Annotated in this window: 37 protein-coding genes, 2 tRNA genes and 1 pseudogene; 37 read left to right on the plus strand and 3 right to left on the minus strand. The window is 34.1% G+C overall.

What is annotated here, in order from left to right; all coding sequences use genetic code 11:
• The first annotated feature begins 95 nt into the window (after nt 1-95).
• The 36 genes from carA (at nt 96) to OPR35_RS02495 (ending at nt 20,917) form a co-directional block, all read left to right on the plus strand.
• A complete protein-coding gene (gene carA / locus OPR35_RS02320) occupies nt 96-1,184 on the plus strand; it encodes a glutamine-hydrolyzing carbamoyl-phosphate synthase small subunit (protein WP_007302530.1) in 1,089 nt (362 codons plus the stop codon).
• Nucleotides 1,185-1,293: 109 nt separating this feature from the next.
• Nucleotides 1,294-1,375, plus strand: a tRNA-Tyr gene (locus OPR35_RS02325).
• A gap of 4 nt (nt 1,376-1,379) precedes the next feature.
• Nucleotides 1,380-1,450, plus strand: a tRNA-Gly gene (locus OPR35_RS02330).
• Between the two features lie 78 nt (nt 1,451-1,528).
• Nucleotides 1,529-2,701: an elongation factor Tu gene (gene tuf, locus OPR35_RS02335; RefSeq protein WP_265024966.1), complete on the plus strand. Its 1,173-nt coding sequence runs from the start codon at nt 1,529-1,531 to the stop codon at nt 2,699-2,701.
• Nucleotides 2,702-2,715: 14 nt separating this feature from the next.
• Nucleotides 2,716-3,036 carry a 30S ribosomal protein S10 gene (rpsJ, locus tag OPR35_RS02340; protein WP_012482004.1) on the plus strand — a complete coding sequence of 107 codons (321 nt, stop codon included), beginning with the start codon at nt 2,716-2,718 and terminating at the stop codon, nt 3,034-3,036.
• A 9-nt stretch (nt 3,037-3,045) separates the two neighbouring features.
• Complete coding sequence (gene rplC / locus OPR35_RS02345) at nt 3,046-3,768, plus strand: 50S ribosomal protein L3 (RefSeq protein ID WP_012482005.1); 723 nt, start codon at nt 3,046-3,048, stop codon at nt 3,766-3,768.
• Between the two features lie 2 nt (nt 3,769-3,770).
• A complete protein-coding gene (rplD, locus tag OPR35_RS02350) occupies nt 3,771-4,385 on the plus strand; it encodes a 50S ribosomal protein L4 (protein ID WP_007302533.1) in 615 nt (204 codons plus the stop codon).
• Entirely contained in the window at nt 4,382-4,669 is a 288-nt protein-coding gene (locus OPR35_RS02355) for a 50S ribosomal protein L23 (RefSeq protein WP_007302534.1), read from the plus strand. The genes rplD and OPR35_RS02355 overlap by 4 nt, the downstream gene beginning before the upstream one ends.
• A 1-nt stretch (nt 4,670) precedes the next feature.
• Complete coding sequence (gene rplB / locus OPR35_RS02360) at nt 4,671-5,495, plus strand: 50S ribosomal protein L2 (RefSeq protein ID WP_052265061.1); 825 nt, start codon at nt 4,671-4,673, stop codon at nt 5,493-5,495.
• A gap of 3 nt (nt 5,496-5,498) precedes the next feature.
• A complete protein-coding gene (rpsS, locus tag OPR35_RS02365; protein WP_010404687.1) occupies nt 5,499-5,783 on the plus strand; it encodes a 30S ribosomal protein S19 in 285 nt (94 codons plus the stop codon).
• Nucleotides 5,784-5,792: 9 nt separating this feature from the next.
• A complete protein-coding gene (gene rplV / locus OPR35_RS02370; RefSeq protein ID WP_007302537.1) occupies nt 5,793-6,143 on the plus strand; it encodes a 50S ribosomal protein L22 in 351 nt (116 codons plus the stop codon).
• Nucleotides 6,144-6,182: 39 nt separating this feature from the next.
• Nucleotides 6,183-6,803: a 30S ribosomal protein S3 gene (gene rpsC / locus OPR35_RS02375; protein ID WP_019236921.1), complete on the plus strand. Its 621-nt coding sequence runs from the start codon at nt 6,183-6,185 to the stop codon at nt 6,801-6,803.
• 11 nt (nt 6,804-6,814) lie between these two features.
• Nucleotides 6,815-7,228 carry a 50S ribosomal protein L16 gene (gene rplP / locus OPR35_RS02380; RefSeq protein ID WP_019236922.1) on the plus strand — a complete coding sequence of 138 codons (414 nt, stop codon included), beginning with the start codon at nt 6,815-6,817 and terminating at the stop codon, nt 7,226-7,228.
• Between the two features lie 11 nt (nt 7,229-7,239).
• Nucleotides 7,240-7,443 (plus strand): 50S ribosomal protein L29, encoded by a 204-nt coding sequence (gene rpmC / locus OPR35_RS02385; RefSeq protein WP_038198186.1) that lies wholly within the window; start codon nt 7,240-7,242, stop codon nt 7,441-7,443.
• Complete coding sequence (rpsQ, locus tag OPR35_RS02390) at nt 7,436-7,666, plus strand: 30S ribosomal protein S17 (RefSeq protein WP_010404696.1); 231 nt, start codon at nt 7,436-7,438, stop codon at nt 7,664-7,666. The genes rpmC and rpsQ overlap by 8 nt, the downstream gene beginning before the upstream one ends.
• Nucleotides 7,667-7,684: 18 nt before the next feature.
• A complete protein-coding gene (gene rplN, locus OPR35_RS02395; protein WP_007302542.1) occupies nt 7,685-8,044 on the plus strand; it encodes a 50S ribosomal protein L14 in 360 nt (119 codons plus the stop codon).
• Entirely contained in the window at nt 8,044-8,361 is a 318-nt protein-coding gene (gene rplX, locus OPR35_RS02400) for a 50S ribosomal protein L24 (protein ID WP_010404700.1), read from the plus strand. The genes rplN and rplX overlap by 1 nt, the downstream gene beginning before the upstream one ends.
• Before the next feature lie 6 nt (nt 8,362-8,367).
• Nucleotides 8,368-8,904, plus strand: coding sequence for a 50S ribosomal protein L5 (rplE, locus tag OPR35_RS02405; RefSeq protein WP_019236924.1), 537 nt, complete (start codon nt 8,368-8,370; stop codon nt 8,902-8,904).
• 12 nt (nt 8,905-8,916) lie between these two features.
• A complete protein-coding gene (gene rpsN / locus OPR35_RS02410) occupies nt 8,917-9,225 on the plus strand; it encodes a 30S ribosomal protein S14 (RefSeq protein WP_007302545.1) in 309 nt (102 codons plus the stop codon).
• A 22-nt stretch (nt 9,226-9,247) separates the two neighbouring features.
• Nucleotides 9,248-9,643: a 30S ribosomal protein S8 gene (gene rpsH / locus OPR35_RS02415; RefSeq protein WP_007302546.1), complete on the plus strand. Its 396-nt coding sequence runs from the start codon at nt 9,248-9,250 to the stop codon at nt 9,641-9,643.
• A gap of 16 nt (nt 9,644-9,659) precedes the next feature.
• On the plus strand, nt 9,660-10,205 hold the full coding sequence (gene rplF / locus OPR35_RS02420) for a 50S ribosomal protein L6 (RefSeq protein WP_007302547.1): 546 nt from the start codon (nt 9,660-9,662) through the stop codon (nt 10,203-10,205).
• A gap of 5 nt (nt 10,206-10,210) precedes the next feature.
• Complete coding sequence (rplR, locus tag OPR35_RS02425; RefSeq protein WP_213863922.1) at nt 10,211-10,582, plus strand: 50S ribosomal protein L18; 372 nt, start codon at nt 10,211-10,213, stop codon at nt 10,580-10,582.
• A 12-nt stretch (nt 10,583-10,594) separates the two neighbouring features.
• The gene (gene rpsE, locus OPR35_RS02430; RefSeq protein WP_007302549.1) at nt 10,595-11,107 is read left to right on the plus strand and encodes a 30S ribosomal protein S5; all 513 of its coding nucleotides are present in this window, start codon (nt 10,595-10,597) and stop codon (nt 11,105-11,107) included.
• 3 nt (nt 11,108-11,110) lie between these two features.
• Complete coding sequence (rplO, locus tag OPR35_RS02435) at nt 11,111-11,581, plus strand: 50S ribosomal protein L15 (protein ID WP_019236927.1); 471 nt, start codon at nt 11,111-11,113, stop codon at nt 11,579-11,581.
• Between the two features lie 3 nt (nt 11,582-11,584).
• On the plus strand, nt 11,585-12,913 hold the full coding sequence (gene secY, locus OPR35_RS02440; RefSeq protein WP_213863923.1) for a preprotein translocase subunit SecY: 1,329 nt from the start codon (nt 11,585-11,587) through the stop codon (nt 12,911-12,913).
• The gene (locus tag OPR35_RS02445; protein ID WP_052265056.1) at nt 12,910-13,551 is read left to right on the plus strand and encodes an adenylate kinase family protein; all 642 of its coding nucleotides are present in this window, start codon (nt 12,910-12,912) and stop codon (nt 13,549-13,551) included. The genes secY and OPR35_RS02445 overlap by 4 nt, the downstream gene beginning before the upstream one ends.
• A gap of 59 nt (nt 13,552-13,610) precedes the next feature.
• Nucleotides 13,611-13,979 (plus strand): 30S ribosomal protein S13, encoded by a 369-nt coding sequence (rpsM, locus tag OPR35_RS02450; RefSeq protein WP_213863924.1) that lies wholly within the window; start codon nt 13,611-13,613, stop codon nt 13,977-13,979.
• A gap of 24 nt (nt 13,980-14,003) precedes the next feature.
• Nucleotides 14,004-14,390, plus strand: coding sequence for a 30S ribosomal protein S11 (gene rpsK, locus OPR35_RS02455; RefSeq protein ID WP_006012273.1), 387 nt, complete (start codon nt 14,004-14,006; stop codon nt 14,388-14,390).
• Between the two features lie 20 nt (nt 14,391-14,410).
• Nucleotides 14,411-15,478: a DNA-directed RNA polymerase subunit alpha gene (locus OPR35_RS02460; RefSeq protein ID WP_007302554.1), complete on the plus strand. Its 1,068-nt coding sequence runs from the start codon at nt 14,411-14,413 to the stop codon at nt 15,476-15,478.
• 7 nt (nt 15,479-15,485) lie between these two features.
• The gene (gene rplQ, locus OPR35_RS02465) at nt 15,486-15,914 is read left to right on the plus strand and encodes a 50S ribosomal protein L17 (protein ID WP_010404731.1); all 429 of its coding nucleotides are present in this window, start codon (nt 15,486-15,488) and stop codon (nt 15,912-15,914) included.
• A gap of 11 nt (nt 15,915-15,925) precedes the next feature.
• A complete protein-coding gene (locus OPR35_RS02470; RefSeq protein WP_265024967.1) occupies nt 15,926-16,279 on the plus strand; it encodes a YraN family protein in 354 nt (117 codons plus the stop codon).
• 38 nt (nt 16,280-16,317) lie between these two features.
• The gene (atpH, locus tag OPR35_RS02475) at nt 16,318-16,866 is read left to right on the plus strand and encodes an ATP synthase F1 subunit delta (protein ID WP_265024968.1); all 549 of its coding nucleotides are present in this window, start codon (nt 16,318-16,320) and stop codon (nt 16,864-16,866) included.
• Nucleotides 16,863-18,404, plus strand: coding sequence for a F0F1 ATP synthase subunit alpha (gene atpA, locus OPR35_RS02480; RefSeq protein WP_007302558.1), 1,542 nt, complete (start codon nt 16,863-16,865; stop codon nt 18,402-18,404). Before atpH ends, atpA begins: the two co-directional genes overlap by 4 nt.
• A 9-nt stretch (nt 18,405-18,413) precedes the next feature.
• Nucleotides 18,414-18,908 carry a transcription elongation factor GreA gene (gene greA, locus OPR35_RS02485; protein WP_007302559.1) on the plus strand — a complete coding sequence of 165 codons (495 nt, stop codon included), beginning with the start codon at nt 18,414-18,416 and terminating at the stop codon, nt 18,906-18,908.
• Between the two features lie 3 nt (nt 18,909-18,911).
• A complete protein-coding gene (gene ribB, locus OPR35_RS02490; protein WP_007302560.1) occupies nt 18,912-19,556 on the plus strand; it encodes a 3,4-dihydroxy-2-butanone-4-phosphate synthase in 645 nt (214 codons plus the stop codon).
• A gap of 71 nt (nt 19,557-19,627) precedes the next feature.
• Nucleotides 19,628-20,917 (plus strand): M48 family metalloprotease, encoded by a 1,290-nt coding sequence (locus tag OPR35_RS02495; protein WP_007302561.1) that lies wholly within the window; start codon nt 19,628-19,630, stop codon nt 20,915-20,917.
• A gap of 1 nt (nt 20,918) precedes the next feature.
• Here OPR35_RS02495 and OPR35_RS02500 read toward each other — a convergent pair whose 3' ends face one another.
• The 3 genes and pseudogenes from OPR35_RS02500 to OPR35_RS07495 all read right to left on the minus strand — a co-directional run bounded on the left by OPR35_RS02500 (nt 20,919) and on the right by OPR35_RS07495 (nt 23,498).
• Complete coding sequence (locus OPR35_RS02500; protein WP_007302562.1) at nt 20,919-21,254, minus strand: TrbC/VirB2 family protein; 336 nt, start codon at nt 21,252-21,254, stop codon at nt 20,919-20,921.
• A 95-nt stretch (nt 21,255-21,349) separates the two neighbouring features.
• On the minus strand, nt 21,350-22,084 hold the full coding sequence (gene fabG / locus OPR35_RS02505; RefSeq protein ID WP_007302563.1) for a 3-oxoacyl-[acyl-carrier-protein] reductase: 735 nt from the start codon (nt 22,082-22,084) through the stop codon (nt 21,350-21,352).
• A gap of 473 nt (nt 22,085-22,557) precedes the next feature.
• Nucleotides 22,558-23,498, minus strand: a pseudogene (locus tag OPR35_RS07495) (IS5 family transposase).
• 334 nt (nt 23,499-23,832) lie between these two features.
• On the opposite strand from OPR35_RS07495, the gene ppdK reads away from it, so the two are divergent.
• Nucleotides 23,833-26,487: a pyruvate, phosphate dikinase gene (ppdK, locus tag OPR35_RS02525; protein WP_265025024.1), complete on the plus strand. Its 2,655-nt coding sequence runs from the start codon at nt 23,833-23,835 to the stop codon at nt 26,485-26,487.
• The last annotated feature ends 67 nt before the right edge of the window (nt 26,488-26,554 follow it).

Consider the following 26,554-nt stretch of genomic DNA (forward strand, 5'->3'; position numbering starts at 1 on the left):
TTTGAATTTTATATAAACTTAAAGGGAAATTTAGTATTTGCTTACTTGTAATTTAAAATTCTTATATAATATTTTAAATGAGTTGAGAGAATTAAATGCAGGATGCAGCTTTAGTTTTACAAGATGGCAAGTACTTTTTGGGAAAATCGGTAGGTAAAAGAGGCAAATGTATAGGTGAAGTTTGTTTTACCACTGGTATGACAGGTTATCAGCATACTATAACAGATCCTTCTTTTGCTGATCAAATAATAGCGTTCACTTTTCCTCATATTGGTAATGTTGGAATAAATCACAAAGATAATGAAGGAGAAAAAGTTTTTGCAAGTGGTGTGGTTATGCGTGAACTTTCTCCTATGTCTCACTCTTCTTCATATATTAGTTTAAATGATTGGTTGGAGAAAAATAATGTAGTTGGGATATCGGGAATTGATACTAGAGCTTTGACGAGATATTTGAGAAAACATGGATCTCAAAATGGAATGATATGTCCGTCAAGTGAGGTACATATATTAGATGAATTGAAGAAATACAAATCTGTAAATGGAATAGAAATAACTAAGAAAGTCAGTTTAAGTAATAACTTTCAAAGCGTTCTTAATGCAAAATATAGGGTTGTAATTGTTGATTTCGGTGTAAAAAATAGTATAATCTCACGCTTAGTAGAACTTGATTGTGCGGTTGAATTAGTCAAACCAGATACAGGTTTTGCTCACAAAATATTAAGCATGAATCCAGATGGTATAGTGCTTTCAAATGGCCCTGGTGATCCACAAGAGATAGGAGAGAGTGTAACTTCAGAAATAGAAATTATTGTGAAATCTAAAATACCAGTTTTTGGCATATGCCTGGGCCATCAATTACTTGCAGTTACTTTGGGAGCAAAGACTGTCAAGATGGATATTGGTCATCGAGGGAGTAATCATCCAGTTTATGATCTGGAGAGTAAAAAAGTTGAGATAACTAGCCAAAATCATGGTTTTGTTGTTGATTCAGCTTCTCTTCCAAGTAACGTTGAAGTTACTCATATTTCTCTATTTGATAATAGTGTAGAGGGGATAATGATGAAGGATTACCCAGTCTTTTCTACTCAATACCATCCAGAAGAAGCGCCAGGTACACATGATTCACATTACTTATTTGGGCGTTTTATTGACAATATTTTGTTATATAAAAGTAAAATCTAACTGAAATCAGTTAGATTAGCTTTTATTACTTGATCTTTTGGATTTGGATGTTTAATATTAGGAATAATAAAACTTAAGTTAAGGTAGTGTTCTCTTAACAGATTTTTGTGGAGGAGTGACCGAGTGGTTAAAGGTAACAGACTGTAAATCTGTCCGCATTGCGTACGTAGGTTCGAATCCTACCTCCTCCATTGTGCGGGTATAGCTCAATGGTAGAGCTCTAGCCTTCCAAGCTAGTGACGTGGGTTCGATTCCCACTATCCGCTCTTTTTTTTGTTGTATTTATATAAAATCAACATATTATTTGTTGATGTATTTATATTTTAGGTAGAAGAGTTAAAATTATGACAGCGATAGTAGAAGCATTTGGAAAGCCGCATGTAAACGTGGGAACGATAGGACATGTGGATCATGGGAAGACAACGTTAACAGCGGCGATAACAAAGCATTATGGTAATTTTGTAGCATATGATCAAATAGATAAAGCGCCAGAAGAAAGAAAGAGAGGTATAACAATAGCAACAGCGCATGTTGAATATCAAACAGAAAAGAGACACTATGCACACGTTGATTGCCCTGGACATGCTGATTATGTAAAGAATATGATAGTAGGTGCAGCACAGATGGATGCAGCGATATTGGTAGTGTCAGGGGTTGATGGGCCGATGCCACAAACGAGAGAGCATATATTGCTGGCAAAACAGGTGGGTGTTGGATATATCGTGGTATATATAAATAAAGCTGATGTTGCTGATGCTGATATGATAGATTTGGTAGAGATGGAAGTGAGAGAGTTGCTGAGTAAGTATGGATTTCCAGGTGATGAAGTGCCTATGATAGTTGGGTCTGCGTTAAAAGCATTAGAGGATGATAGTAGTGAGTATGGAAAGAAATCAATAGATAAATTGATGGAGAAGTTAGATGAGTATGTGGCAGTACCTCCAAGGCCTATAGATTTGCCGTTTTTGTTGCCAATAGAAGATGTATTTTCAATATCGGGCCGAGGTACGGTAGTAACAGGAAGAATAGAGAAGGGGGAGATAAAGGCAGGAGATGAGATAGAGATAATAGGTCTGAAAGCGACGCAAAAGACGATATGTACTGGTGTTGAGATGTTTAAGAAGTTGCTAGATAAGGGAAGTGCAGGACTCAATGTAGGAATACTACTAAGAGGAACAAAGAGAGAAGAAGTGGAGAGAGGGCAAGTATTGGCAAAACCAGGGACAATAACCCCGCATAAGAAATTTAATGCGGAGGTGTATATATTGAAGAAAGAAGAAGGAGGAAGGCATACACCATTTTTTGGAAATTATCAGCCACAGTTTTATTTAAGGACAACGGATGTAACTGGGAGCATAAAATTGCTAGATGGAAAGGAGATGGTAATGCCAGGGGACAATGTAAGTATAGAAGTGGAGTTGCAAGTACCAATAGCAATGGATAAAGGATTACGTTTTGCGATAAGAGAAGGTGGTAGAACTGTTGGTTCTGGCGTTGTTTCGGAAATTTTAGAATGAGTATAATAACTAAGATGAAGCAAGATATATATATTAGAATCAAAGCTTTCGATTGTTCTTTGTTGGAAAAGTGTATTCGCGAGTTTATTGATCAATTAAAGCAGTTTAATGCAGATTTATCTGGTCCGATTGCGTTGCCAAGAAAAGATTCTAAATTTACTGTTAATAGGTCTCCTCATGTTGATAAAAAATCTCGTGAGCAATTTGAAATGAGAATTTCTAAGCGGTTAATTATTGTACATAATCCTACTTCTACTATGATGAAGATGCTTGCAGATTTATCTTTTTCTGCTGGTGTAGAAGTGGATTTAAAGGTTAAGGAAGTCAATATTTAGGAAAAGGAAATGAAGAGAATAAATTCGCTTAGGAGAATTGGTTTGTTAATGACCAATGTTGGCCATACTGCTATGTATTTTGATAATAGTCGCATGGCTGTAACCTTATTGCATCTCAGCGAAACTTATATTATCGATATAAAAGGACAAGATAAATGTGGCTACAATTCAGTCATTTTAGGCACAGGGGATTTAAAAAAAATAGCAAAACCTCAGTTGGAATATTTAAAGAAAAAGGGTATAAATAGTAAATGTAAATTATACGAAAGTAGATTAACTGATCTATTCGGAATAGAATGTGGTAAAAAGGTGGGGGTTAATCATTTTGTAGTTGGTCAATATCTTGACATTACGGGTTATTCTTTAGGCAAAGGGTTTGCTGGTGTGATGAAGCGGCATAACTTCAGTGGGCTTAGGGCATCTCATGGCGTTTCTATTGCTCATAGATCACAAGGTTCTACTGGTCAATGTCAAGATCCTGGTAGAGTATTCAAGGGGAAGAAAATGGCTGGTCATTTAGGTAATAGCAGAGTGACTGTACAGAATATGAAAATATTATCCATTGATTATGAAAATAGCATAATTGCTGTAAAGGGTAATAATGTTCCTGGGTTTAAAAACTCTTATGTTTTTGTGAGAGATGCAGTTAAAAAGCCTTTACATAAAGATGTTCCTTTTCCAGTAGGTCTGCTGTTGAATATGAGTGATGATGCTAATAATTTGGTGAGTTAGTTATGGAATGTGAATTAGTTGATCTATCTAATAATAATGTAGGTAGTGTTGAGCTTAATCCCTTGATATTTTCTGCCAAGCAAAAATTGAGTATTTTGCATGATATAGTGAGATGGCAATTAGCAAAGAGAAGAGTTGGTGCTCATAAAACAAAGGGTATCAGTGATGTTTCTGGTACAACAGCTAAGCCGTATGGTCAAAAACGTACCGGTAGGGCGAGACAGGGGAGCTTGCGATCTCCTCAGTTTAGAGGTGGTGGAATTATTTTTGGTCCTGTTGTGAGGAGTCATGCTTATTCTCTTAATAAAAAAGTACGTAAATTTGGTTTGAAAATTGCTTTATCTCTAAAATATTTAAATAATCAAGTTGTTGTTCTTGATAGTTTAAATGTTGATGTGAAGAAAACATCTAAAATGTGTGAATATATTAAAAATTTTAAATTTTCTTCTTTTTTAATAGTTGGTGATTATGGAGATGATTTGTTACGTGCTGCTAAAAATTTGCATTATGTAGATTTAATCAAACCTATTGGGTTAAATGTTTTTGATATATTGAATCATGAATGCGTGATGTTAACAAAAGACACTTTAAAGCATCTTGAAGGTAGATTGTTATGATTAAATATAATAATATAATAAAATCTCCTGTAATCACAGAAAAGGCTTCTCTTTTAAGAGAGAAGTTTAATAAATACTCTTTGTATGTTTTTGTAAATGTAAATAAGCGTCAAATAAAATCGGCAATAGAGTCTTTATTTAATGTCAGAATTTCTTCTATAAATGTTATTAGAGTTAAACCTAAATATAGACGTTTCAGGGGTGTGGTTGGTTGTAAAAAACAGAGAAAAAAGGTTTATTTTTCTTTGATGGATGGTCAAAAATTAGATATAATGAGCGTTTAATATGGGTATGAAATTTTTTAATCCTGTTACTCCGTCTTCTCGTGGGACTATATTAATAAGTAAAATTGGTTTATCAAAAGATAAGCCGGAGAAGTCTCTTGTATTTGGCAAGAAATCCAGTGGTGGAAGAAATAATCATGGTAGAATTACAACTCGTCACAGGGGTGGTGGTCACAAGAAGAAGTATAGAGTTATAGATTTTAAACGTAATAGAAGTGATCAGGGTATAGTTGAGAAAATAGAGTATGATCCAAATAGAAGTGGGTTTTTAGCATTAATATCATATAAGGAAGATGATACTAAATCTTATATATTAGCTCCTCAAGGTATGAAGCCTGGTGATGTTGTGACAGCTGGAGATGATGCTGATATTTTGCCAGGGAATTGTTTACTACTCAAGCATATACCTGTTGGTTCTTTCGTTCATAATGTTGAGCTGAAGCCAGGTAATGGTGCTGCGATTGCTAGAGCTGCTGGTTGTTATGCACAAATCGTTGGTCGTGATGGCCAATATGTTTTATTACGACTCAGGTCTGGTCAAATTAGGTTGATTTTATCTTCTTGCAAGGCTACTATTGGTGTAGTATCTAACCCTGACCATAAGAATAGAAAGTTGGGTAAAGCTGGGAGAAGTAGGTGGCTTGGGATTAGACCTGCTGTACGTGGAGTTGCAATGAATCCGGTTGACCATCCTCATGGAGGTGGAGAGGGAAAAACTTCTGGCGGTCGTCATCCTGTTACTCCTTGGGGTGTTGCAACAAAAGGAAAAAAAACTAGGAAAAAAAATAAATCTAGTGATAAGTATATAAAAAAATTGAAAGGTTAATTTATGAGTAGATCTGTATGGAAACCACCTTTTTTACACCCATCTGTACTAAGATTAGTTCAGAGAGCTTTAAAAGAGGGTTCTATTAATAAGGTGATAAAAATTCATTCCAGGGCTTCTGTAATTCTTCCTAATTGTTTGGGTTTAAAATTTGCTGTTTATAATGGTAAAGATTACATTCCTGTTAGTGTTGATAATCAGAATATGATAGGTCATAAATTCGGTGAATTTTCACCTACTCGTAAATTTACTGGGCATGGTGGTGATAAAAAGGCAACAAGAAGGTAGGCAATTGATATGAAAAATAGGGATATAATAGTTGAGGCTGGTTCTAAGGTTTTAAGATCAACTCCTCGCAAATTAAATTTGGTTGCTGATTTAGTGCGTAATAAAAAAGTTTCTTTTGCTAATGTACAATTAAGATTTTGTGAAAAAAAGGCTGCCGGTTTTATAATGAAGGTGTTGAATTCTGCAATTGCTAATGCTCAAAATAATTATGGATTGAACGTTGATAATTTATATATAAAGGAAATTTTAATAGGTAAGTCACTTACTTTGCGTAGAGTATATCCAAAAGCTATGGGTAGGGCTAATAGAATGAGCAAATTTTATAGTAATATAACTATAAAATTGAAAGAAATTGTATGATTTATAGAAATGGAAAATTAATAAGGAAAGTGTAAAAATATGGGACAGAAGGTTAATCCTAAAGTATTTAGATTGCAAATAAATAGTAATACCTGGGATTCTGTTTGGTGTGCTACGGACGATTATAAACAGAAATTGCATCAAGATCTATTTATTCGCAGTTATATAAATGAATCCTTTAAGCATGCTGGTATTTCTAAAGTAACTGTAGAGCGTACAGTTACTTTAGTGTCTGTAATAATACATTCTTCTAAGCCTGGAGTTATAATAGGTAAGAAAGGTTTGGATGTTGAGAAGATAAAGCAAAAAATAGCTAAAAAAGTAGAAAGTAGTGTCGAAGTGAATGTAGTAGGAGTTAAAAAGTCTGAAATAGATGCAGTTTTAATATCAAGGAATATTACACATCAGCTAGAAAAAAGGATTTCATGTAGAAGAGCGATGAAAAAAGCTATTCAAAATTGTTTGAAGATGGGTGCTGAGGGTATTAAAGTAAGTTGCTCTGGGCGTCTTGGCGGAGCTGAAATAGCTCGTACTGAATGGTACAAAGAAGGTCGTTTGCCTTTACACACTTTGCGTGCTAATATAGATTATGCTTTTTGTGAAGCGAAGACTATATGTGGTATTATAGGAGTTAAAGTTTGGGTTTATGTTGGTAGTTAAGGTATATTGAGATGTTTGTTCCCAAAAAGAGTAAATATAAAAAGGTATTTAAGGGGAGAATAAAGGGTAATGCTAAGGGTGGTAGCACGCTGTCTTTTGGAGATTATGGATTAAAAGCTATGGAAGTAGGTAAGGTTCAGTCCAAGCATATTGAAACTGCAAGGCGCGTAATATCTAGAACGTTAAAACGCTCTGGTAAAGTATGGATAAGAATTTTTCCTGATACTCCGGTTAGTAAAAAGCCAGCAGATGTACGTATGGGTAAAGGGAAAGGTAGTGTTGAATTTTGGGTATTTAAAGCTAAGCCCGGTAGGATTTTGTTTGAAATTAGTAGTGATGTTCCCATGCATTTAGCAAGATTGGCGCTTGAAAAAGCGACTGCTAAGCTTCCTATGAAGTGTAAATTTATATCTAATCATAATTGAATGGAGTTGCAATGGATATAGTTAAATTTGAATCAGAATCTTCACAAGGATTACATGAACTTCTTGTGAGTTTGAGGAAAGAATTTGTTAATTTGGCTTTTCAAAAAAAGCTGGGCCAGTGCAACAATTTTTCGCGTTTTAGCTTAATAAGAAAGAGCATAGCTCGTAGTCTAACTGTATTAAATAGAAGAAAGAGAGAGGGAAAAAATGCCTAAGAAGGTTTTTTGTGGTGTCGTAACTAATGCTGAGTCTGATAAGACTGTAAAGGTTTCGGTGTTACAAGTGTATAAGGATAGGCTGTATAAAAAAGTTATTAAAAAATACAAGAAGTATACAGCACATGATGAGAATAATAGTTGCAAAAAGGGAGATAGGGTTTTAATACAGGAACATAAGCCTATTTCTGTTACTAAAAAATGGGTTGTTATCAATAGCTAAAAAGGAATAGGTATTTATATGATTCAAAAAAATACATTGTTAGAAGTAGCTGATAATTCTGGTGCGCGTGCAGTGCTTTGTATTGGCTTGTTAGGTGGTAGGAAATCTGCATCTGTAGGTGATACGATTATTATATCTACTAAGTCTATTAATCCAAAAGGTAAAGTTGAAAAAGGAAAAGTATATAAAGCAGTTGTTGTTAGAGTAAAAAATAGTGTTAAGAAATCTGATGGTTCTGTAATTCGTTTTTCTAGCAATGCTGTGGTTTTAATTAATGATCAAGGTGAACCACTTGGCACTCGGGTGTTTGGTCCAGTAAAAAAGTTGTTATCTGGTTCTTTTATGAAAATAATGTCATTAGCTGATGAGGTTTTATAATGAGTGCTAAAATAAAAAGTGGTGATGATATTATAGTTTTAACTGGTAAAGATAAGAGAAAAATTGGTAAGGTAATCAAAGTTATAATACGTGATGCTAAAAAGAAAGTAGTTGTTTCTGGCGTAAATGTGTGTAAGAGACATACTAAACCAAGAGCTGGTAGTGGTGGTGGTATATTGAATAAAGAGTTAGCTATTGATGTATCCAATGTTGCAATATTGGATCCTAAGTGTAAAACTCCAACTAAAGTAGGATTTAAGATTATAGATGGTAGAAAAGTGCGTTTTGCAAAAGTTTCTGGAGAAGTGATAGATTAGGTTGATATGTTTAAACAGTTGTATAAAGATAATATAGTAAAATCCTTAAAGGATAAGTTTAATTACAGCAATGTAATGCAAGTGCCTAAACTTGTCAAGGTGTGTATCAATATGGGCGTTGGAGATGCTGCTACGGACAATAAAGCGATAAATGAGCCATTTGATAATCTACATTTGATTGCTGGGCAAAAGCCTGTGTTAACCTTTGCAAAAAAATCTATTTCTGGTTTCAAAATTAGAAAAGGTGCAACTGTAGGTTGTAAAGTGACTTTGCGTAGAAATAAAATGTATGAATTCTTAGAAAGATTAATATATATTGCTTTGCCAAGGGAAAAAGATTTTAGAGGGTTTAGTGTGAAGCAATTTGATGGTCATGGTAATTTTTCCTTTGGTATCAAGGAGCATATATCATTTTTAGAAATAGACTATGATAAAATAAGTAAAATTAGAGGTATGGATATTAATATTATAACAAGTGCAGTTAGTGATAAGGAAGCAAAGGAATTATTACTGGCTCTTAAATTCCCTTTTTTTGATAATTGAGAGAAAATATATATGGCAAAAAAATCCATGATACAGAAGAATCTTCGTAGAATAAAGTTATGCGATCAATATAGGGAGAGAAGGGAAGAATTAAAATCTATAATGAATAATAAGGATTTATCTATTGCAAAAAGGTTTGCAGCTCAAAGTAAGCTGATTAAAAAATTGCCTAGAGATTCTTCTAAAATCAGAATTAGGAATAGATGCGCTTTAACTGGTAGGCCGAGAGGAGTATATAGAAAATTTGGTTTATGTAGGATTGTTTTACGTGATTTGTGTTCTTTTGGACAAGTTCCAGGGGTTACAAAATCTAGTTGGTAAATGTGATATAAGGAGTGTAATAGTGTCGTTATCTGATGGTATTGGTGATTTTTTAACAAGAATACGTAATGCTCAATTGGCAATGCATAGGGAAACAAGAGTCCTATTCTCTAAAGTGAATTCTTCTATATTGAAGATCTTAAAAGAGGAAGGGTATATTCTTAATTATGAAAAGCAAGAGAGTGATAGTATCCCTTCCCTTGTTGTGCAGTTGAAGTATTATGATAAATCACCTGTGATTAATGATATAGCTAGGGTATCAAAGCCCGGTTGTCGTTATTATTCTAAGTGTAAGGACATTTCTAAAGCGTATAATGGTCTTGGAATTTTTATTATATCTACACCGAAAGGAGTGATGACCGATTATAATGCACGTAGATTAAAAGTTGGTGGAGAAGTTTTGTGTCGTGTATTTTAAATGATAGGAGAAATGTATGTCTCGTATAGGTGCCGCACCTATCAATATTCCTGCTGATCTTTCAGTTGAATATAATAATGGTAGGGTATTAATAAGAAGTGTTAGGGCAGAAAAAGAGCTGAACTTGTGTAGTGGCATTCTGTGTCAGATAGTTGATAACCAATTGTTACTTTCTGTTGATCAAGGCAGGGATGATTATGATAAAATAAAATCTATATGGGGCACTTATAGAAGTAATATTAATAACATGATTAACGGTATGGTTAATGATTTTTCTGTTGATCTTGAGATCAATGGTGTGGGGTATAAAGCAGAATGTGATGATAAGTATTTGACTTTATATCTTGGTTATAGTCATAATATTAAGTATAAAGTGCCTAAAGACGTTGAGATTAAGTGTATAAAGCCAACTCATTTAGTGATTCGCGGTATGGATAAGCAAAAAGTCTATATGGTGGCTTCTGATATATGCAAAATTAGAAAATATGATCCTTATAAAGGTAAGGGTATTGTAATAAAAGGCAAATTTATGCTGCGTAAGGTTGTAAATAAAAAGAAGTAATTAAAATGAAAAGATTGTATAATTTTTTAAGTAGCTATGAAAAAAGGAAACTTCGTAATAGAGCGAAGCTCGATAAGAGCGCTGGGCGTTTACGTATATCCATATTTAAGTCTAATAAACATTTCTATGTTCAGTTGATTAACGATGCAAAAGGAACAACCCTAGCTTCTGCTTCTACTTTGGATGATAAAATTAGGAATGTATGTAAAGGTAGGGTTAATGCTGAAACTATAAAACAGGTTTCTTCTTTATTGATTGAGCGTCTCCCTAGTACAAAATTGCAGCAGCGGTTCGTCTTTGATCGGGGGGCATATAAGTATACAGGATTGATTTCTCAATTTGCTGAAGCTTTAAGAAGCTCTGGATTTGAATTTTAGAAGGTTTGAAGTATGGCTGTAAAGAATTTACAAAATAATAATGATTTATCAGAACTTTTGGTTTCAGTCCGAAGGGTAACAACGGTTACTAAAGGTGGTAGAAGATTTTCATTTTCAACTTTGGTTGTTGTTGGTGATGGTAAGGGTAGGGTAGGATGTGGAATAGGTAAACACGCAGAGGTTGCTGAAGCAAGAGTGAAAGCTTTAAATGCTGCAAAGAAGTCGATGATTAGGGTGTACTTACGTGAAGGTAGAACTTTACATCATGATATTAAAGCTAAATTCTGTTCTGGTGAGATAGTTTTAAGAGCTGCAAGAGCTGGAACAGGTATTATTGCTGGTGGAGCAATGAGGTCGGTTTTTGAGGTATTAGGTATAAAGGATGTGGTAGCTAAGTCTACTAGATCAAATGATCCTCATAATATTATATGTGCAGTATTTAAGGCTTTTGATGTTATGTTATCTCCTCGCCAAGTGGCAGGTAAGAGGGGTAAAAAGATTAGTGAGATAGTTGGAAATAGGTAAACTATGAATGATGCTGTAAAATTAAATTCTATATTTACCAAATTATCTAAGAAAAAGAAGCCTAAATTATTAGGTAGAGGTATTGGTTGTGGTAAAGGTAAAACATCCGGTAGGGGGCATAAAGGGCAGAAAGCGAGAAGTGGCGTTTCTATAAATGGTTTTGAAGGTGGACAGCAGTCTATATATACTCGTTTACCTAAAAGAGGTTTTAAGCCTATACGCAAAAACTTATACTCTATATTTAATGTTGGGGATGTACAGTGCTTAATGGAAGCTAAAAAAATAGTCAAGGATTCTATCATAGATAAGGAGCTACTGCATAAGTTAGGTTTTATCAGATCTGTTAAAAGTAAAATCAAACTTCTTAATAAGGGTAAATTAAGCGAAAAATTTGTGTTTCATGTTGATTTTGCATCAGAAGCTGCAAAAAGATCTGTAGCTTCAGTTGGTGGTAGTGTAGAAATACTATCGTAAATCATGAACAGTAAATTTGCATTTAATAGTTTGGATTCTACGCTGTTATATAAAAGTGATTTACTAAAGCGTATATTTTTTACTCTAATGGCTTTAGTTTGTTATCGTTTAGGCACTTATGTTCCTATTCCTGGAATTAATCTTGATATAATCAATGATATATTTCCAAAAGAGAGTTCTGGTGTTTTTGGAGTATTTAATTTATTTTCTGGTGGCGCTTTAGCTAGAATGACGATCTTGGCGTTAAACGTTATGCCATACATAGTTGCATCCATAGTTATGCAATTATTATCTTCTGCCGTTAAAGGAATCAATGAAATTAAAAATGACGGAGAGTTGGGACGTCGAAAGATGAACTCTTATATACGCTATATGACTATAGTGTTTTGTATCTTTCAATCAATTACGATCTTAATAGGGTTAGAAAGAATGAATATAGAAGGGGTATTAGTTGTAGTTGAACCTGGTATTATGTTTCGTACTATAGGTGTCTTTAGCCTTTTAGGTGGAACTATATTTTTAATATGGCTTGGTGAGCGGATCAGTGTGAGCGGTATAGGCAATGGTATCTCATTAATCATTTTTACTGGCATAACATCTGAATTACATAATGCTTTATCATCTCTGCTAACATTAAATAAAAATGGTAGTATGTCGTTTTTCATTACCCTTTTTGTTATAGCATTGTTTTTTTTACTGCTCCTTTTAGTCATTTTTACAGAATCTTCTTATAGAAAGGTAATTGTTCAATATCCCAAAAAACAGTTTAAAAAATTACATAATGATGATTTTACTTACATTCCATTGAAGATCAATTTATCTGGTGTAATACCAACTATTTTTGCTAACGCAATTTTATTAACGCCTATTTCAATTGCAAATTTCTATAAGGGTCATGCCATTGCTGATTTTATTTTAAACTACTTTATGGAAAATAAAGTGATGTACATTATAACTTACTTAATACTCATAGTACTTTTTAATTTTTTCTATACCAATTTTATATTTAATCCAGAGGAAAATGCTGATTTTCTTAGGAAAAATGGTGGTTTTATTCCTGGTAGAGGGCCTGGAAAACATACTTCTGATTATCTTCAAGATATAGTTTTTAAATTAACATTTATTGGGTCTGCGTATTTGGTGGTAATATGTACTATACCTGAAATTATGAGGTATCATTATGATATACCATTTATTTTTGGTGGGACGAGCTTGCTGATTATAGTTAACGTTATTACTGATACTATTATGCAAGTACAATCTTATGTTTTTTCAAATAGGTACGATAGTTGGATAAAGAAATATGAGTCTAAAACAAGGAAGCTAAAGTGATTATTACAATTTTTGGTCCTCCTGGCTCTGGTAAGGGTACTCAGTCCAGTTTGTTAATAGCAAAGTATAATTTTAAATTAGTTTCAGTAGGAGACTTATTAAGGAATATTATATCTAGTGGGAGTAAATTAGGTAAAGGAATAAAGGATACTGTTGAATCTGGTAATTTAATTCAAGATGAAGTTATATGTAAATTATTGTGTGACCAGCTTGCATTAATAGATGGTGATTTTTTGTTAGATGGTTTTCCAAGAAATTTAAATCAAGCTCATTTTTTAACTCAAGTTTTGCAAAAAAGATGCAATAGGGATGTTGATCTTGTAATTGAGTTGCAGCTTGACGATAATATTGCAATTGATAGATTAAAAGATCGTCTTACTTGTTTGGATTGTAAAAGTATATATAGTATATCTTCTTTTAAGAATACTACTTGTGCTAAATGTAAAAGTACGAGATTGGAGAAGAGAATTGATGATGCTAATATGCTTGCAATTAATAAGAGGATAAGAGAATATCATTCTCAGATAGAGGGTTTGCGCGAGTATTATAAGGACAAGTTGTTAACAATTAACGCTAATTTGAGTGTTGATAGAGTAATGCAAGAGATTGAAAGTAAAATTTCTTGTAATTTGATTTGACTATAAGTTGTTTTATGGTATAAATTAAGAGTTATTATTAATAAAGTATCGAGGTATCAGTGGCACGTATTGCAGGCATAAATATTCCAGTGAAGAAGTGTGTTCCTTTTGCATTAACTTATATACATGGTATAGGTATTACTACTGCGAATATAATTTGTCGTAGCTGTAAAATTGATGAGCGTAAGCGTGTTTTAGAATTACAAGATGAAGATATAGAGAAAATTAGTAGTTTTATTAGGCAAAAATATGTCATAGAGGGTGAGCTCAGAAAAAAAGTAGCTATGGATATAAAATCTTTAATGGAAATCGGTTGCTATAGAGGATTAAGGCATAGAAAAGGTTTGCCTGTGAGGGGACAAAGAACCCATACTAATGCTAAAACTCGTAAAGGCAGATCTAAATTGCCTATTGCTGGAAAAAAATAAAATTTGTTATTATCGTGAGTTTTTATGAAAAAAGTTAAAACGGTTGGTAAGAATACAAAAAGGTTTATTACTGGTATTGTCCATATTCGTGCAACTTTTAATAATACTTTTGTAAATGTGACTGATGTTTGTGGTAATACGCTTTACCAGACTTCTGTTGGTGCATGTGGTTTTTCTGGTTCGAGAAAATCCACACCTTATGCTGCAGGTAAGGTTGCCGATTCTGCTGCGAAGAAAGTAATAGAGAGATTTGGTATGAAGGTTGTTTCTGTAATAATTCGTGGTCCTGGTTTTGGTGCAGAAGCTGCAGTTAAAGCACTTCGGAATTGTGGATTGACTGTCACTTCAATTGCAGATAAAACGGCGATACCTCATAATGGGTGTAGACTAAGGAAAAAAAGAAGAGTATAGGATATTTGGAAGGTTTTTGTATGTATTATAGTGATAATGTCTCTTTCTGTGGAAATTTAGATAGATTAACTAAGCCTAATGCGATTAAGGTAATATCAGGTGATTCAAGTAAAAAAAGTGATATAGTTCTAGAACCTTTGGAAAGTGGTTTTGCTTTAACGTTGGGTCATGCATTAAGGCGTGTAATGTTGTCTTCTCTTCGCGGTAGTGCTGTTTATGGAATAAAAATTGAAGGCGTGAATCATGAATTTACTTCGATCCAAGGAGTTAGGGAAGACATAACTGATATAGCATTAAATATGGGCATGTTGAGATGTAAGTTAAATAACACGTCTAATAAGTGCTTAAATTTGAGCGCTAAAGGGCCTTGTCAAGTATTAGCTGGAATGATAGAAACTGATGACCAATGCTCTATTGTTAATAAAGATTTGGTGATATGTACACTAGGTCAAGATGTGGAGCTTAACATTACTATATATATTGCTAGTGGAAAAGGTTATCTTTCTGTAAATAAATATAAAGAAAATGAATTTTTAAAGTCTATGAATGAACAAGATTTAATTGGTTTTATTCCAGTTAATGCTTTATATAGTCCTGTTGAGAGGGTTTCGTATAGAGTAGAGAATAGTCGTGTTGGTCAAGTTACTGATAAAGATAAGCTGATATTGTCAATTGAAACTGATGGTACAATCTCTCCAAGTCAAGCTGTTGACTATGCTGCAAGAATATTACAGGAGCAATTTCAGCCTTTTATTAGTTCTGATATGAGTTATAAAAAATCGCAAGTTTCTTTGTCTAGTGGTGCTAAAGATTTGGGCTATGATCCTGTTCTATTGCGTAAAGTAGATGAAATGGAATTATCTGTTAGATCTCATAACTGTCTGAAAAATGAAAATATCACTTATATAGGTGATCTTGTGCAAAAGACGGAAGTTGAAATGTTAAGAACTGCTAATTTTGGCCGAAAGTCTTTGAATGAAATCAAGGCAATTTTAAATAATTCAGGTTTGTCTTTGGGTATGAATATACCAAATTGGCCGCCTAAGGATATAGATGAACTGGCTAAACAACATACTGATGAGGATTAGGTAGTATATGAAACATGGAATAAAGAAAAATAAACTGTCTCGTTGTACCGAGCATAGGTTATCAATGTTAAAGAATCTATCTATCTCGTTAATTAATCATGAGCAGATTGTAACTACTTTACCAAAGGCTAAAGCACTTCGTCCATATGTGGAAAAGTTTATTACAATTGCTAAGAATAACGATTCTTTACATGGTAGAAGGCTTTTGCTTTCACGTCTTCATAATAGTAAGTTAGTAGTTGATAAATTATTAAGCGTTCTAGCTAATCGTTATCAAGACCGTAAAGGTGGATATTCTAGAATAATAAAATTTGGTACTCGAAAGGGTGATTGCGCTCCAATGGCAGTGATAGAGCTAGTTGATAGAGATATTTCAGCAAAAGGTGAGATTTATAGTAAAAATAAAAAAGGAAGCAAAGTAGTTACACAAAGCTAATTATTCTTTTTATGGTAAGTAGGTTACGCTATTTTGTAGGTTACTTTGGAGAATTGTTAGTTTCGATATATTTAAAGCTGAAATTCTATAATGTTATAAAACGTCGCTTCCGTTGTAAGTTGGGTGAAATTGACTTAATTGTATCTAAAAAAAGGGAGCTGATTTTTATAGAAGTTAAAACAAGTTTATTTGGAAAAGAAGTACCGATGTCTCATTTTCAGTGTCAGTCTATTATAAATTCTTCTAAATATTTCTTAAGTAAAAATCTTGATTTTTTAGATTATTCAGTCAGATATGATTTATGTTTTCTTTCCTTAAGGAGAAGACCTATTTATATAAAAAATGCTTGGATTGAACAATGGTAGCTAAAATAATTTAGATTTACTAGAACAGGTAATTGAATATGAAAAACAATAATTTAGTTTCATCTTATGCTGGAGCACTGTTTCATGTCTCAGGAAGCAGATTAGGTATTATAAGAAAAGAAGTAGAATTTTTGTTAGCTTTTTTTAAAGATCAAGATGTTTTTGTGTATCTATCTCATCCTATGGTTTCTCTTTTGCACAAAAAAGAAGCGATACTTTCTATAAAGGAGAACTTGAGTGAAAACTTAGTCAAATTTATTATGGTTACACTTGCAAACAAGCGCTCCCGTTTATTAATCCTTATATTAGAAAAATTCTTAAATCTTGTAAGGGAAAGTGAAAATGAATTGGAAATTACTATAAAATCAGCAGAGATTTTAAAGAAACCTGATATAAAAATAATTACTGAATCTTTGAACTTTCTTGGTAAAATAATAAAAGTCAGTCATGTGGTTGATCCTTCTATACTAGGTGGCTTTGTAGTTAGGTATGGTTTTAACGTGATTGATGCTTCGCTTAAGAGTTATTTGGATAGATTGGTTGATTTGAGTAAAATGGAAATGTTGAAAATAAGGAATTGTATATGAAGAATAGCATAAATGCCTCTGAAGTAGTAAACATAATAAAAGAGAAGGTTGAGACATTTGATAATCCTATAAAACGAGAAAATATAGGTGAAGTAATTTCAGTAACGGATGGTATCACATTGGTCTATGGGCTGGAAAAAGCAAAGTTTGGTGAAAAGGTATCTTTTGCAAGCGGTGTAGAAGGAATAGTTCTTGATTTAGATCATGATACAGCTGGAATAGTTGTGCTTGGCAATGACCGTGATGTAAAAGAAGGGGACGTTGTAAAATGTAGTGGTGATGTTGTACAGGTGCCTGTAGGTCATGAATTATTAGGGAGAGTTGTAAATGCATTAGGCGATCCTATAGACGATGGCGGAGAAATTAGAGCCAAGAACAAAATGTATATAGAATCTAAAGCGCCAGGTATTATTGACCGTAAATCTGTGCATGAACCTCTGCAGACAGGAATTAAAATTATAGATTTGTTGATTCCTATAGGTAGAGGGCAACGTGAATTAATTATTGGCGATAGACAAATTGGTAAAACCACTATTGCGATTGATACTATTATCAATCAGAAGAAGATTAATGATGAGGTAAACGAAAATCAAAAAATTTACTGTGTTTATGTTGCTATTGGACAAAAAATTTCGACAGTAGCAAAAGTGGTGAATAAGCTAAAAGAAAGTGGAGCATTAGAGTATACAACCGTAGTTGTGGCTAGCGCATCTGACTGCGCGCCTATGCAATTTTTAGCACCTTATACCGGTTGCACTATTGGAGAATTTTTCCGTGATAATGGAATGCATTGCTTGGTGGTATATGATGATTTATCTAAGCATGCTGTGGCATATAGGCAGATGTCCTTATTGCTTAGACGTCCTCCTGGTCGTGAAGCTTATCCTGGAGATATATTCTATGTACACTCTCGCTTGCTTGAAAGAGCTGCCAAAATGTCTGATGAAAAAGGACAGGGATCTTTGACTGCTTTGCCGATTATTGAGACTCAGGCTGGCGATGTATCTGCATATGTTCCAACTAATGTGATTTCAATTACCGATGGACAAATTTTTCTTGAGTCTGAATTGTTTCACAAAGGATTTCGCCCTGCAGTGAATATAGGTTTATCGGTTTCTCGGGTTGGCTCTGCTGCACAATTGAAATCTGTGAAAAAAGTTGCTGGTTCTATAAAGCTGAGTTTGGCCCAATATAGAGAACTGGAAGACTTTGCTAAATTTGGTTCTGATCTTGATGCTACTGTTCAATTGTCCTTAAACAAAGGTAAATACCTTATTGAATTATTAAAGCAAAAACAGTATTCACCTATGCAAATAGAAGAGCAAGTATTGCTTATGTATATCTTTTCTAATCTGTATGGTCAATTAAATAAGGTACAGGTGAGCAACATCAATAGGTTCGAGTGTGATCTTATCAATTATTTTCAAACTGTTCACCCTGGAGTTTTAAAAAAGTTGTCGGGTGACATGAATGATGATATAAAAGATGATATTCTTGGTATTGTGAGTGATTTTGTCACTCAATTTAATTGCGTTTAGGCGGTGATTATGACTTCATCCATTGTTAACAAGTTTCCTATTACAAGGGAAGGTTTTGAGAGTATGCAAGTCGAACTTGAGAAATTAAAGGAAGAAAAACCTTCTATCATACAGGCTATTTCTGATGCTCGTGATCAAGGCGATTTATCAGAAAATGCAGAATATCATGCAGCACGGGAGAGATTAAGTTTTATTGAAGGCCGTATAATTGAGGTAGAAAGTAAACTTTCACATGCAGAAGTGATAGAAGTAAAAAATTTGTCTGGTGATACAGTAATGTTTGGTGCAACTGTTACGGTAAGCATGCTCGGTGATGATAACAGTGAAATTGAATATGTTTATAAGATTGTAGGTGGATATGAAGCTGATGCTTCAAAGCAGTTGATCTCTACGGATTCACCACTCGGTAGTGCTTTAATTGGCAAAAAAGTTGGTGAGTATGTGGAAGTGATAGTGCCAAATGGAGAGAAATTGTATAAAATAGTTAAGATTGAGTTTAAGTAAATCATGGTACAAGTAACTTATCCTTCAATTAGTCTACCTGGTATTTCTTCTGTGGAAGATGTATTGAGGGATGCTAGTTCTGGTAAATTATTCATTTTAGTTGACGATGAAAACAGAGAGAATGAAGGTGATCTGATTGTATTAGCTGAGAAATTAGAGCCAGAACATGTGGCTTTTATGGTTAGATACGGTACAGGGATTGTTTGTTTAGCAATGACTAAAGTTCACATGAAAAGGTTAGGCCTTAGTTTCATGGAAAAAAAAAATGTTGGTGAAAATCATACTGCTTTTACTACATCAATTGATGCACGTTATGGTATTACTACGGGTGTTTCAGCTGAGGATAGAACAAAAACTATACATGTTGCTATTGATAAAAATAGAACTCAGGATGACATTATAACTCCCGGTCATATTTTTCCTGTGATTGCACATGAGGGTGGAGTAGAGCAACGTGCTGGTCATACTGAAGCAAGTGTTGAGATAGCTAAGTTAGTGGGATGTAATCATTCTGCAGTTATTTGTGAATTAGTGAATGATGATGGCTCTATGATGCGCTTACCCCAGTTGCTTGAATTTGCTGAACAACATAATATTAAGTTAACTACCATTGATAAACTTATCAGTTACGTTCAAAATTTAAACTAGCGTTTATAGATTCGTATAGTTTAAGTGTTAAAATACAAAATTCCTCAAAGTTATACAAACAAGGAATTTCCATGTCTAAGCTTTTTGTTTTACTATTTTTTTTCGTATACTGTAATAGCGCTTACTCTGTTAGTATTATTAGAGATAGTGAAGTGGAAGCGGTAGTTAAGGATCTAGCGCAACCTTTATTTTCTGCTGCGGGTATTGATAATGATAAAATAAAAGTTTTTATAGTTGATGATAGATCGATTAATGCTTTTGTAATTAACAATAATAGCATTTTCATTCATTTAGGGCTTTTACAATATTCGACTGAACCTTATGTCTTACTTGGTATATTAGCACATGAAATTGCTCATATATCTGCTGGTCATGTATTACAAATGAGTAGTGCTGTAGGTTATTTTCAATCAATAGCAATGATTAGTTATATGGTAGGATTAGTTTCTAGTATTGTCATTAACCCTCAGGTTGCGAGTGCAATCTTGCTTAGTGGTGTAACGCTTAGTTCAAGGTTGTTTTTTAACTATTCTCAAGAGCAAGAGAGTGTAGCAGATAGCTATGCTTTAAGATACCTAGATGAATCTGGCTATGATAATTTGGGTATGAAAGAGATTTTTGACTATTTTAAGAGTATTGAGCATGAAAACACTGAAGAGTATTTCCGCACTCACCCACTTAGTGATAAGCGTATATTTGCTGTACAGAATTATAAGGTTAAAAACAATATAAAACCAATCCTTGCAGATAAATTGCTGAAGTTTGAGCGTATGGTTGCAAAGCTAGACTCTTTTTTTGCTCCTATTCATGTGTTATCTAATAAATATGAAGGTAGTTCTAAGTATGTAAATGCTGTAATTCACTATAGGCAAGGAAAGATAGAAGAGGCTATTACTAAAGTTAATTCATTGATTCAAGAGTCACGCAATGATCCTTATTTATATGAATTAAAAGCGGAGATGTTATACAAAGCTGGAAATTTAAGTGAAGCAATAAAAATGTATGAAGAATCACTTAGATATTTATCTGAGAAGAATAACTATTTAGTGAAACTTGCGTTATCTCATACTTTATTATTACACGGTGAAATAGAGAAGGCAATTTTTTACCTAGAGCAGGTTGCAAACGTAGAAACAAATAACGCCTTTGTCTGGAAGTATTTAAGTATTGCATATAAACGTAGCGCTGATATGGCAATGTATTATTTTGCTTTGACGAAAAAGGCTTGTATTGAAGGTAATTTAGAGAAATTTATGAAGTACGCTGAGTTAGCTATTAAAACTTTACCGAAAGACAGTCATTATTTGTTACAGATTGAAGACATGAAGGAACAATACACACAAAAACATCCTGATTTTTAAGTTATTTTTCCCCACACTTGCTCAACATACTATCTTGTTTAATGCTATCGGGTATAATTTTCATTATAATCGCTTTGGCACCAAAAAATACACCACAAAACATACCTAGGGCAAAGAGAGCTGGCCATGGCATTCTACCAAATATTGCAAGCAAAGCTGCACCTATTATGACTACAGTCATAAGTGGCCCACCTATTCCCCAAATATAACCAATAATATTGCATATTACTTGGGCAGTTGTATCATCTATATCAGTAGCAGCATTTGCGTAATCTGAAAAAGAGAGAAACAGCACTATACACAAAGCATTAAAAAATTTTTTTATTATATAGCTCATTCTTTTGCCTCCAAGTAATAAACTAACGCGAAAATAAATTTATATATATACTTATTGTAGAGTAAAACTTATAATTTGTCCATAAATAAGTGTTGCTACATAAATAGCCCACCATTGATGTTAAGCACATGTCCCGTTATATATTTTGCCTCATCGCTTGCTAAAAACAATACTCCTGCTGCTATTTCTTTTCCTGTTCCCATTCTTTTCATTGGGATGTTATCTAATATTTTTTCCTTTTGTCCTTCATTTAAAACTTCAGTCATTTTAGTATCTATAAATCCAGGAGCAATGCAATTTACTGTTACACCGCGACTTGCAACTTCTTTTGCTATAGATTTGCTCATAGCTATTATTCCAGCTTTTGATGCTGCATAATTTACTTGCCCGGCATTTCCTGTCAATCCTACTATTGAAGAAATATTTATGATTCTTCCCCAATTATTTTTAATTAATTTCTTGCATGCTTCTCTATTTAGCTTAAATGTGGAGGTCAAATTAATATCAATCACCTTTTGCCATGCTTCATCTGTCATTCTCAACAATAAGCTGTCTTGTGTAATTCCTGCATTGCATATGAGTCCATCAAAGCCTTTCATCAACTCACTTGCTTTATTTATTAGTTGATTTACCTCTTCAGGATTTGATAAGTTGCAAGGAAGTACGTGAATGTTTTTTTCATATTTTTTAGCAACTTCTTCGAGTATTTCTTTTTTTGTACTAGAAATACATAAAGTTGCTCTGGCCTTATGCATAATTTCTACAATTGCCTGGCCTATTCCGCCTGATGCACCAGTAATCAGAAATTTCTTATTCTCTAATCCAAACATAATAATTTTTATTTGTTCCAGCTCTTAACAGAATATTAAAAGACTTGCAATAGATTTTTTGCATAACTTTCATTTAATAGAAGCTTCTTGATAAATCTTGTGTTTATTGGCGAAATTATGGCGGTTGCATGCCTTTTTTTATTTTTTTCTATTCAGCCTAAACACGCTTCGTTTAAGCGTTAGCACATTATCAATTACAGTAATAAAATCAGCACCATGTGGATTCTTTTGCCTTTTTTTGATTGGTAAATTTCTTAATACTTATAGCTAAAGTAATTTAAGAGAGCCAGCGCGTGACTAGTTCTTATTACTTGATCAGTCTTCTGGATCCCAGTGTCTGGGCACTGGGATGACAGGAGTGTGAGATAAGGCTACATTCATACTCTAACAGGTATGACGGTGTCATTCCAGCACTTGACGCTGGGATGGCTTTGTTGCACAGCTCTTCGGATAGTGGGTAATGTATAATAAATTCATGAAGCCATATCAAACTTAGCCATGCCTATTTCAGTAAATTTGTTAAGCAAATAACACTTGAGTAGCAGTTCCTTCTCACGATTAATCTCAGATTTATTCCTAAAACTAAATCCAAATATTTGCTTCAGTCGCGAGAAAAAACTTTCTATATAAGATCTCTTCCAATAATTTATCTCTTTTTTCCACCTCTTCATACCATCTTCATCATATGACTTTATGAGCTTGATTGTAGAATTTCTCTCATTCATATAATCCAACTTTGGATGCTCTACTGCATTATTTTGCGGAGGAATCCTTGTCTTTATGTCAAGCTCATCGCACAGTTTGTATAACTTCTTTCGATCTATCTGCATATATCGTGCTTATGTTATACTTGGTATCCACTCTTTCAATAAGATCACAGGCTCCATAGTGGTCGGAATAAACTCCACTACTGTATTTTGCAGCTATAACTTTTTTACTACCTATCTCTAGCATTACATCTTGTTTGCTCATAGCGGCGATACTTTCTATCTGTACCATTTGCCTTACTATGGCCTGGAATATTATTGTAGATGCTGATACCTGTACTATCTATAGCAATTTCAATATCTTCCATATCGTTCTTATCAACTCTGCAGTCGTTGATTTTGATATTAAGCTTTTTAAACCTTCTTGAAGCCTGCGAATAGCTGATAATTTGCAAAATTTTCCCTATTTGCTCAAGATATTTCTCTATAAATCCCACTGTTTGCCTAAGACCAATCCTGAATAGATAGGTTATTATGTGAATTAGAATCACTACTTTGTCGCTGTAGACATTGTTGCCACCTGCTACTTTTGGACTATTTTCGTACCAATTTTCAATGGCATCGTTGATATAATGAAAAACATTTCCCCTTTCTTGAAGAAATTTGTTATATTCATTGCAGTTACTGACTTTCATTCTTATTGGCATATTTTTCCTTTGTCGGCTAAATATCTATTTTATAACAAATTCCATCAGTAACTGCCTGTTCTTTCCTTGAGTGGTGCAACAAAGCCTGCTGGAATCCAGAAGTCTTTACTATAAATAAGCATATTGAGCACAAAATTATGCTAAAACACAACGTTTTTGTTGAGATTATGGACGAACTGGATTCCAGCGTCATGCGCTGGAATGACATCATAGAGGTCATTGAGATGACAGAAAAGAGTACTGGAATGAAAGGAAAAGAGGCTATTTAATTGTGCTGAATTTTACAAAATTTATTACTCCTGCCTGACAAATTTATTAGAATAGTATGTATAGTATGTTTATTAGTGAAAATCCGAAAAAAATGCAAGAAAAGTTAATATATTACTTTAGCCAAAGCAACTGTGAAGGTAATGCAGCAATGAGAAATCTACTAGGAGGGAAGGGAGCAAATCTGGCAGAGATGTGTAACATTGGCATTCCTGTTCCACCTGGTTTTACAATTTCCACTGCTGTTTGTCAGGCCTATTGTCAAGATAATGAATTGTCTTGTGATCTACGTAACGAGATAAAAAACTACATGGCGATGCTCGAAAGTGACATCGGTTGTAAATTCGGGGATTCAAATAATCCTTTATTAGTTTCCATACGCTCTGGTAGTGTGAATTCAATGCCGGGCATGCTCGATACAGTCCTAAATGTTGGCCTAAATGATGCAACCGTTGTTGGGCTTGCAAAAAAAAGTGGCGAACGTTTTGCCTATGATAGCTACTGTCGTTTCATCATGATGTACTCGAGTGTTGTACTACAGCTTGACCATCACTTATTTCAAGACATTGTTGATAGTGAACAGCAAAAAAGTGGAGCAAAAAGCTTAGCTGATCTTAATGTTGATGTTTTAAAGAAAATTGTTAATGATTTTAAAGAGATAGTATGTGAAAAAACTGGAAAGCATTTCCCGCAGAACGTTGAAGAGCAATTGTTAAACTCGGTTAATGCAGTATTTGCCTCTTGGAAAAACGATAGGGCTGTTTCCTATAGAAGAATACATAATATTCCTGAAAACCTTGGAACAGCGGTCAACGTGCAAGCAATGGTTTTTGGTAATTTAAATGATAATTCTGCAACCGGCGTGATATTTACACGTAATCCTTCAACTGGAGAAAAAAAGCTTTTTGGTGAGTTTTTAGTTAATGCTCAGGGTGAGGATGTGGTTTCTGGTGTTTATACTCCTATGCCAATTGACGGGGAGCAAGAAAGTACCATGGAGAAGTTGCTACCAAGTGTCTACCGAGAATTATGCGCGGTATGTGAAAAACTTGAAAGTCATAATAAGGACATGCAGGATATCGAATTTACTGTACAGGACGGTAAGTTATGGATTTTGCAGACTAGGTCTGGCAAGCGCACAGCCGAAGCTGCTATTCGCATAATAGTTGATATGGTAAACGAAGGAGTGATTACAAAAGAGGAAGGAATATTGAGAATTGATCCAAAAACTTTTGACAATTTATTGCATCCAGTTCTTGATGTTAAAATCGATCAAGAAGTAATAGGCAAAGGACTGCCAGCTTCTCCAGGTGTTGCTTCTGGATATGTAGTATTCAGTGCAAGTGATGCTGAAAAAGCTGCAGAGCAGGGTAAAAAAGTAATTTTGGTAAGATCAGAGACGAGCCCTGAAGATATTAATGGAATGAATGCTGCAAGTGGAATAGTAACAGCGCGAGGAGGTATGACCTCGCATGCCGCTGTTGTAACTCGTGGAATGGGTAAACCATGCATTTGTAGTCTAAATGGACTTTATATTGATAAAGATGAAAAATTTCTTTCTATGGGGGATATAAAAGTAAATAAAGGTGAATCAATCACCATCAATGGAGGAACAGGAGAGGTTATGCTTGGTATTCTTCCGACAGTTTTGCCTGAATTATCTCAAGAATTCAAAACGATAATTAACTGGGTAGATGAAATCAAAACAGTGAAGGTGAGAGCGAATGCTGATACTCCAAAAGATGCAAAAATTGCAAAAGAATTCGGTTCAGAAGGTATAGGATTATGTCGCACAGAACATATGTTTTTTGCTAGTGATAGAATCGAATTCATTCAAAAGTTGATAATAGCTGATGATGAAAATGAAAGGACAAATGCATTAAATAAACTCGAAGAAATGCAAAAGTCTGATTTCAAAGAAATATTTTCTATTATGGAGGGCAGGGAGGTTACTATACGTTTACTTGATCCACCTCTACATGAGTTTTTGCCCCACAATCAATCTATTATAGAGAAAATTGCCAAATCACTGAATAAGTCAGTTGAATCAGTAAAAAATAAAATAGCACAGTTATCAGAAAAAAATCCAATGCTTGGCCATCGAGGTTGTAGACTTGCTATTTCTCATCCTGAAATATATGGCATGCAAATTAGGGCAATACTCAGTGCTGCAAGTGAATTAAGGAAAGAAAAGAAGATAGAAGTGAAACCTGAAATCATGATTCCTTTTATCATGAGTGAGAAAGAGTTTATTCTGATATGCGAGTTAATAAAGAAAGAAGCCGAAAATTTCGATGTGAACTATTCAATTGGAACGATGATAGAACTGCCAAGAGCAGCACTTATTGCTGACAAACTCGCAAAACACGCAGAATTTTTTAGTTTTGGCACTAATGATTTAACACAAACAACTATGGGACTTTCACGAGATGATTCAGTTAATTTCCTCGATTCTTATAAGGAAAGCAACATATTCAAAAACGATCCCTTTGAGGTGCTAGATGTCGAAGGGGTAGGGGAATTAATCAGAATAGCTATCGAAAGGGGCAAAAAAACCAGAAAAGAAATTAAACTTGGTATATGTGGAGAGCATGGAGCGAATCCACAGTCCATAGAGTTTTTCATCAAATCAGGGGTTGATTATGTGTCATGCTCGCCTTATAGAGTACTGGTTGCAAAATTAGTGGCAGCACAGCTTAGCATAAGTTTGTTGGGTAAATAGCGATAACTAACTGTGCGAACATAGATTCGGCTAACAAGTAGCGGAATGATGATTTTTCAAATTGTCG

Origin of the sequence: Wolbachia endosymbiont (group B) of Protocalliphora azurea, from assembly GCF_947251865.1 — a bacterium.
Lineage (GTDB): Bacteria > Pseudomonadota > Alphaproteobacteria > Rickettsiales > Anaplasmataceae > Wolbachia.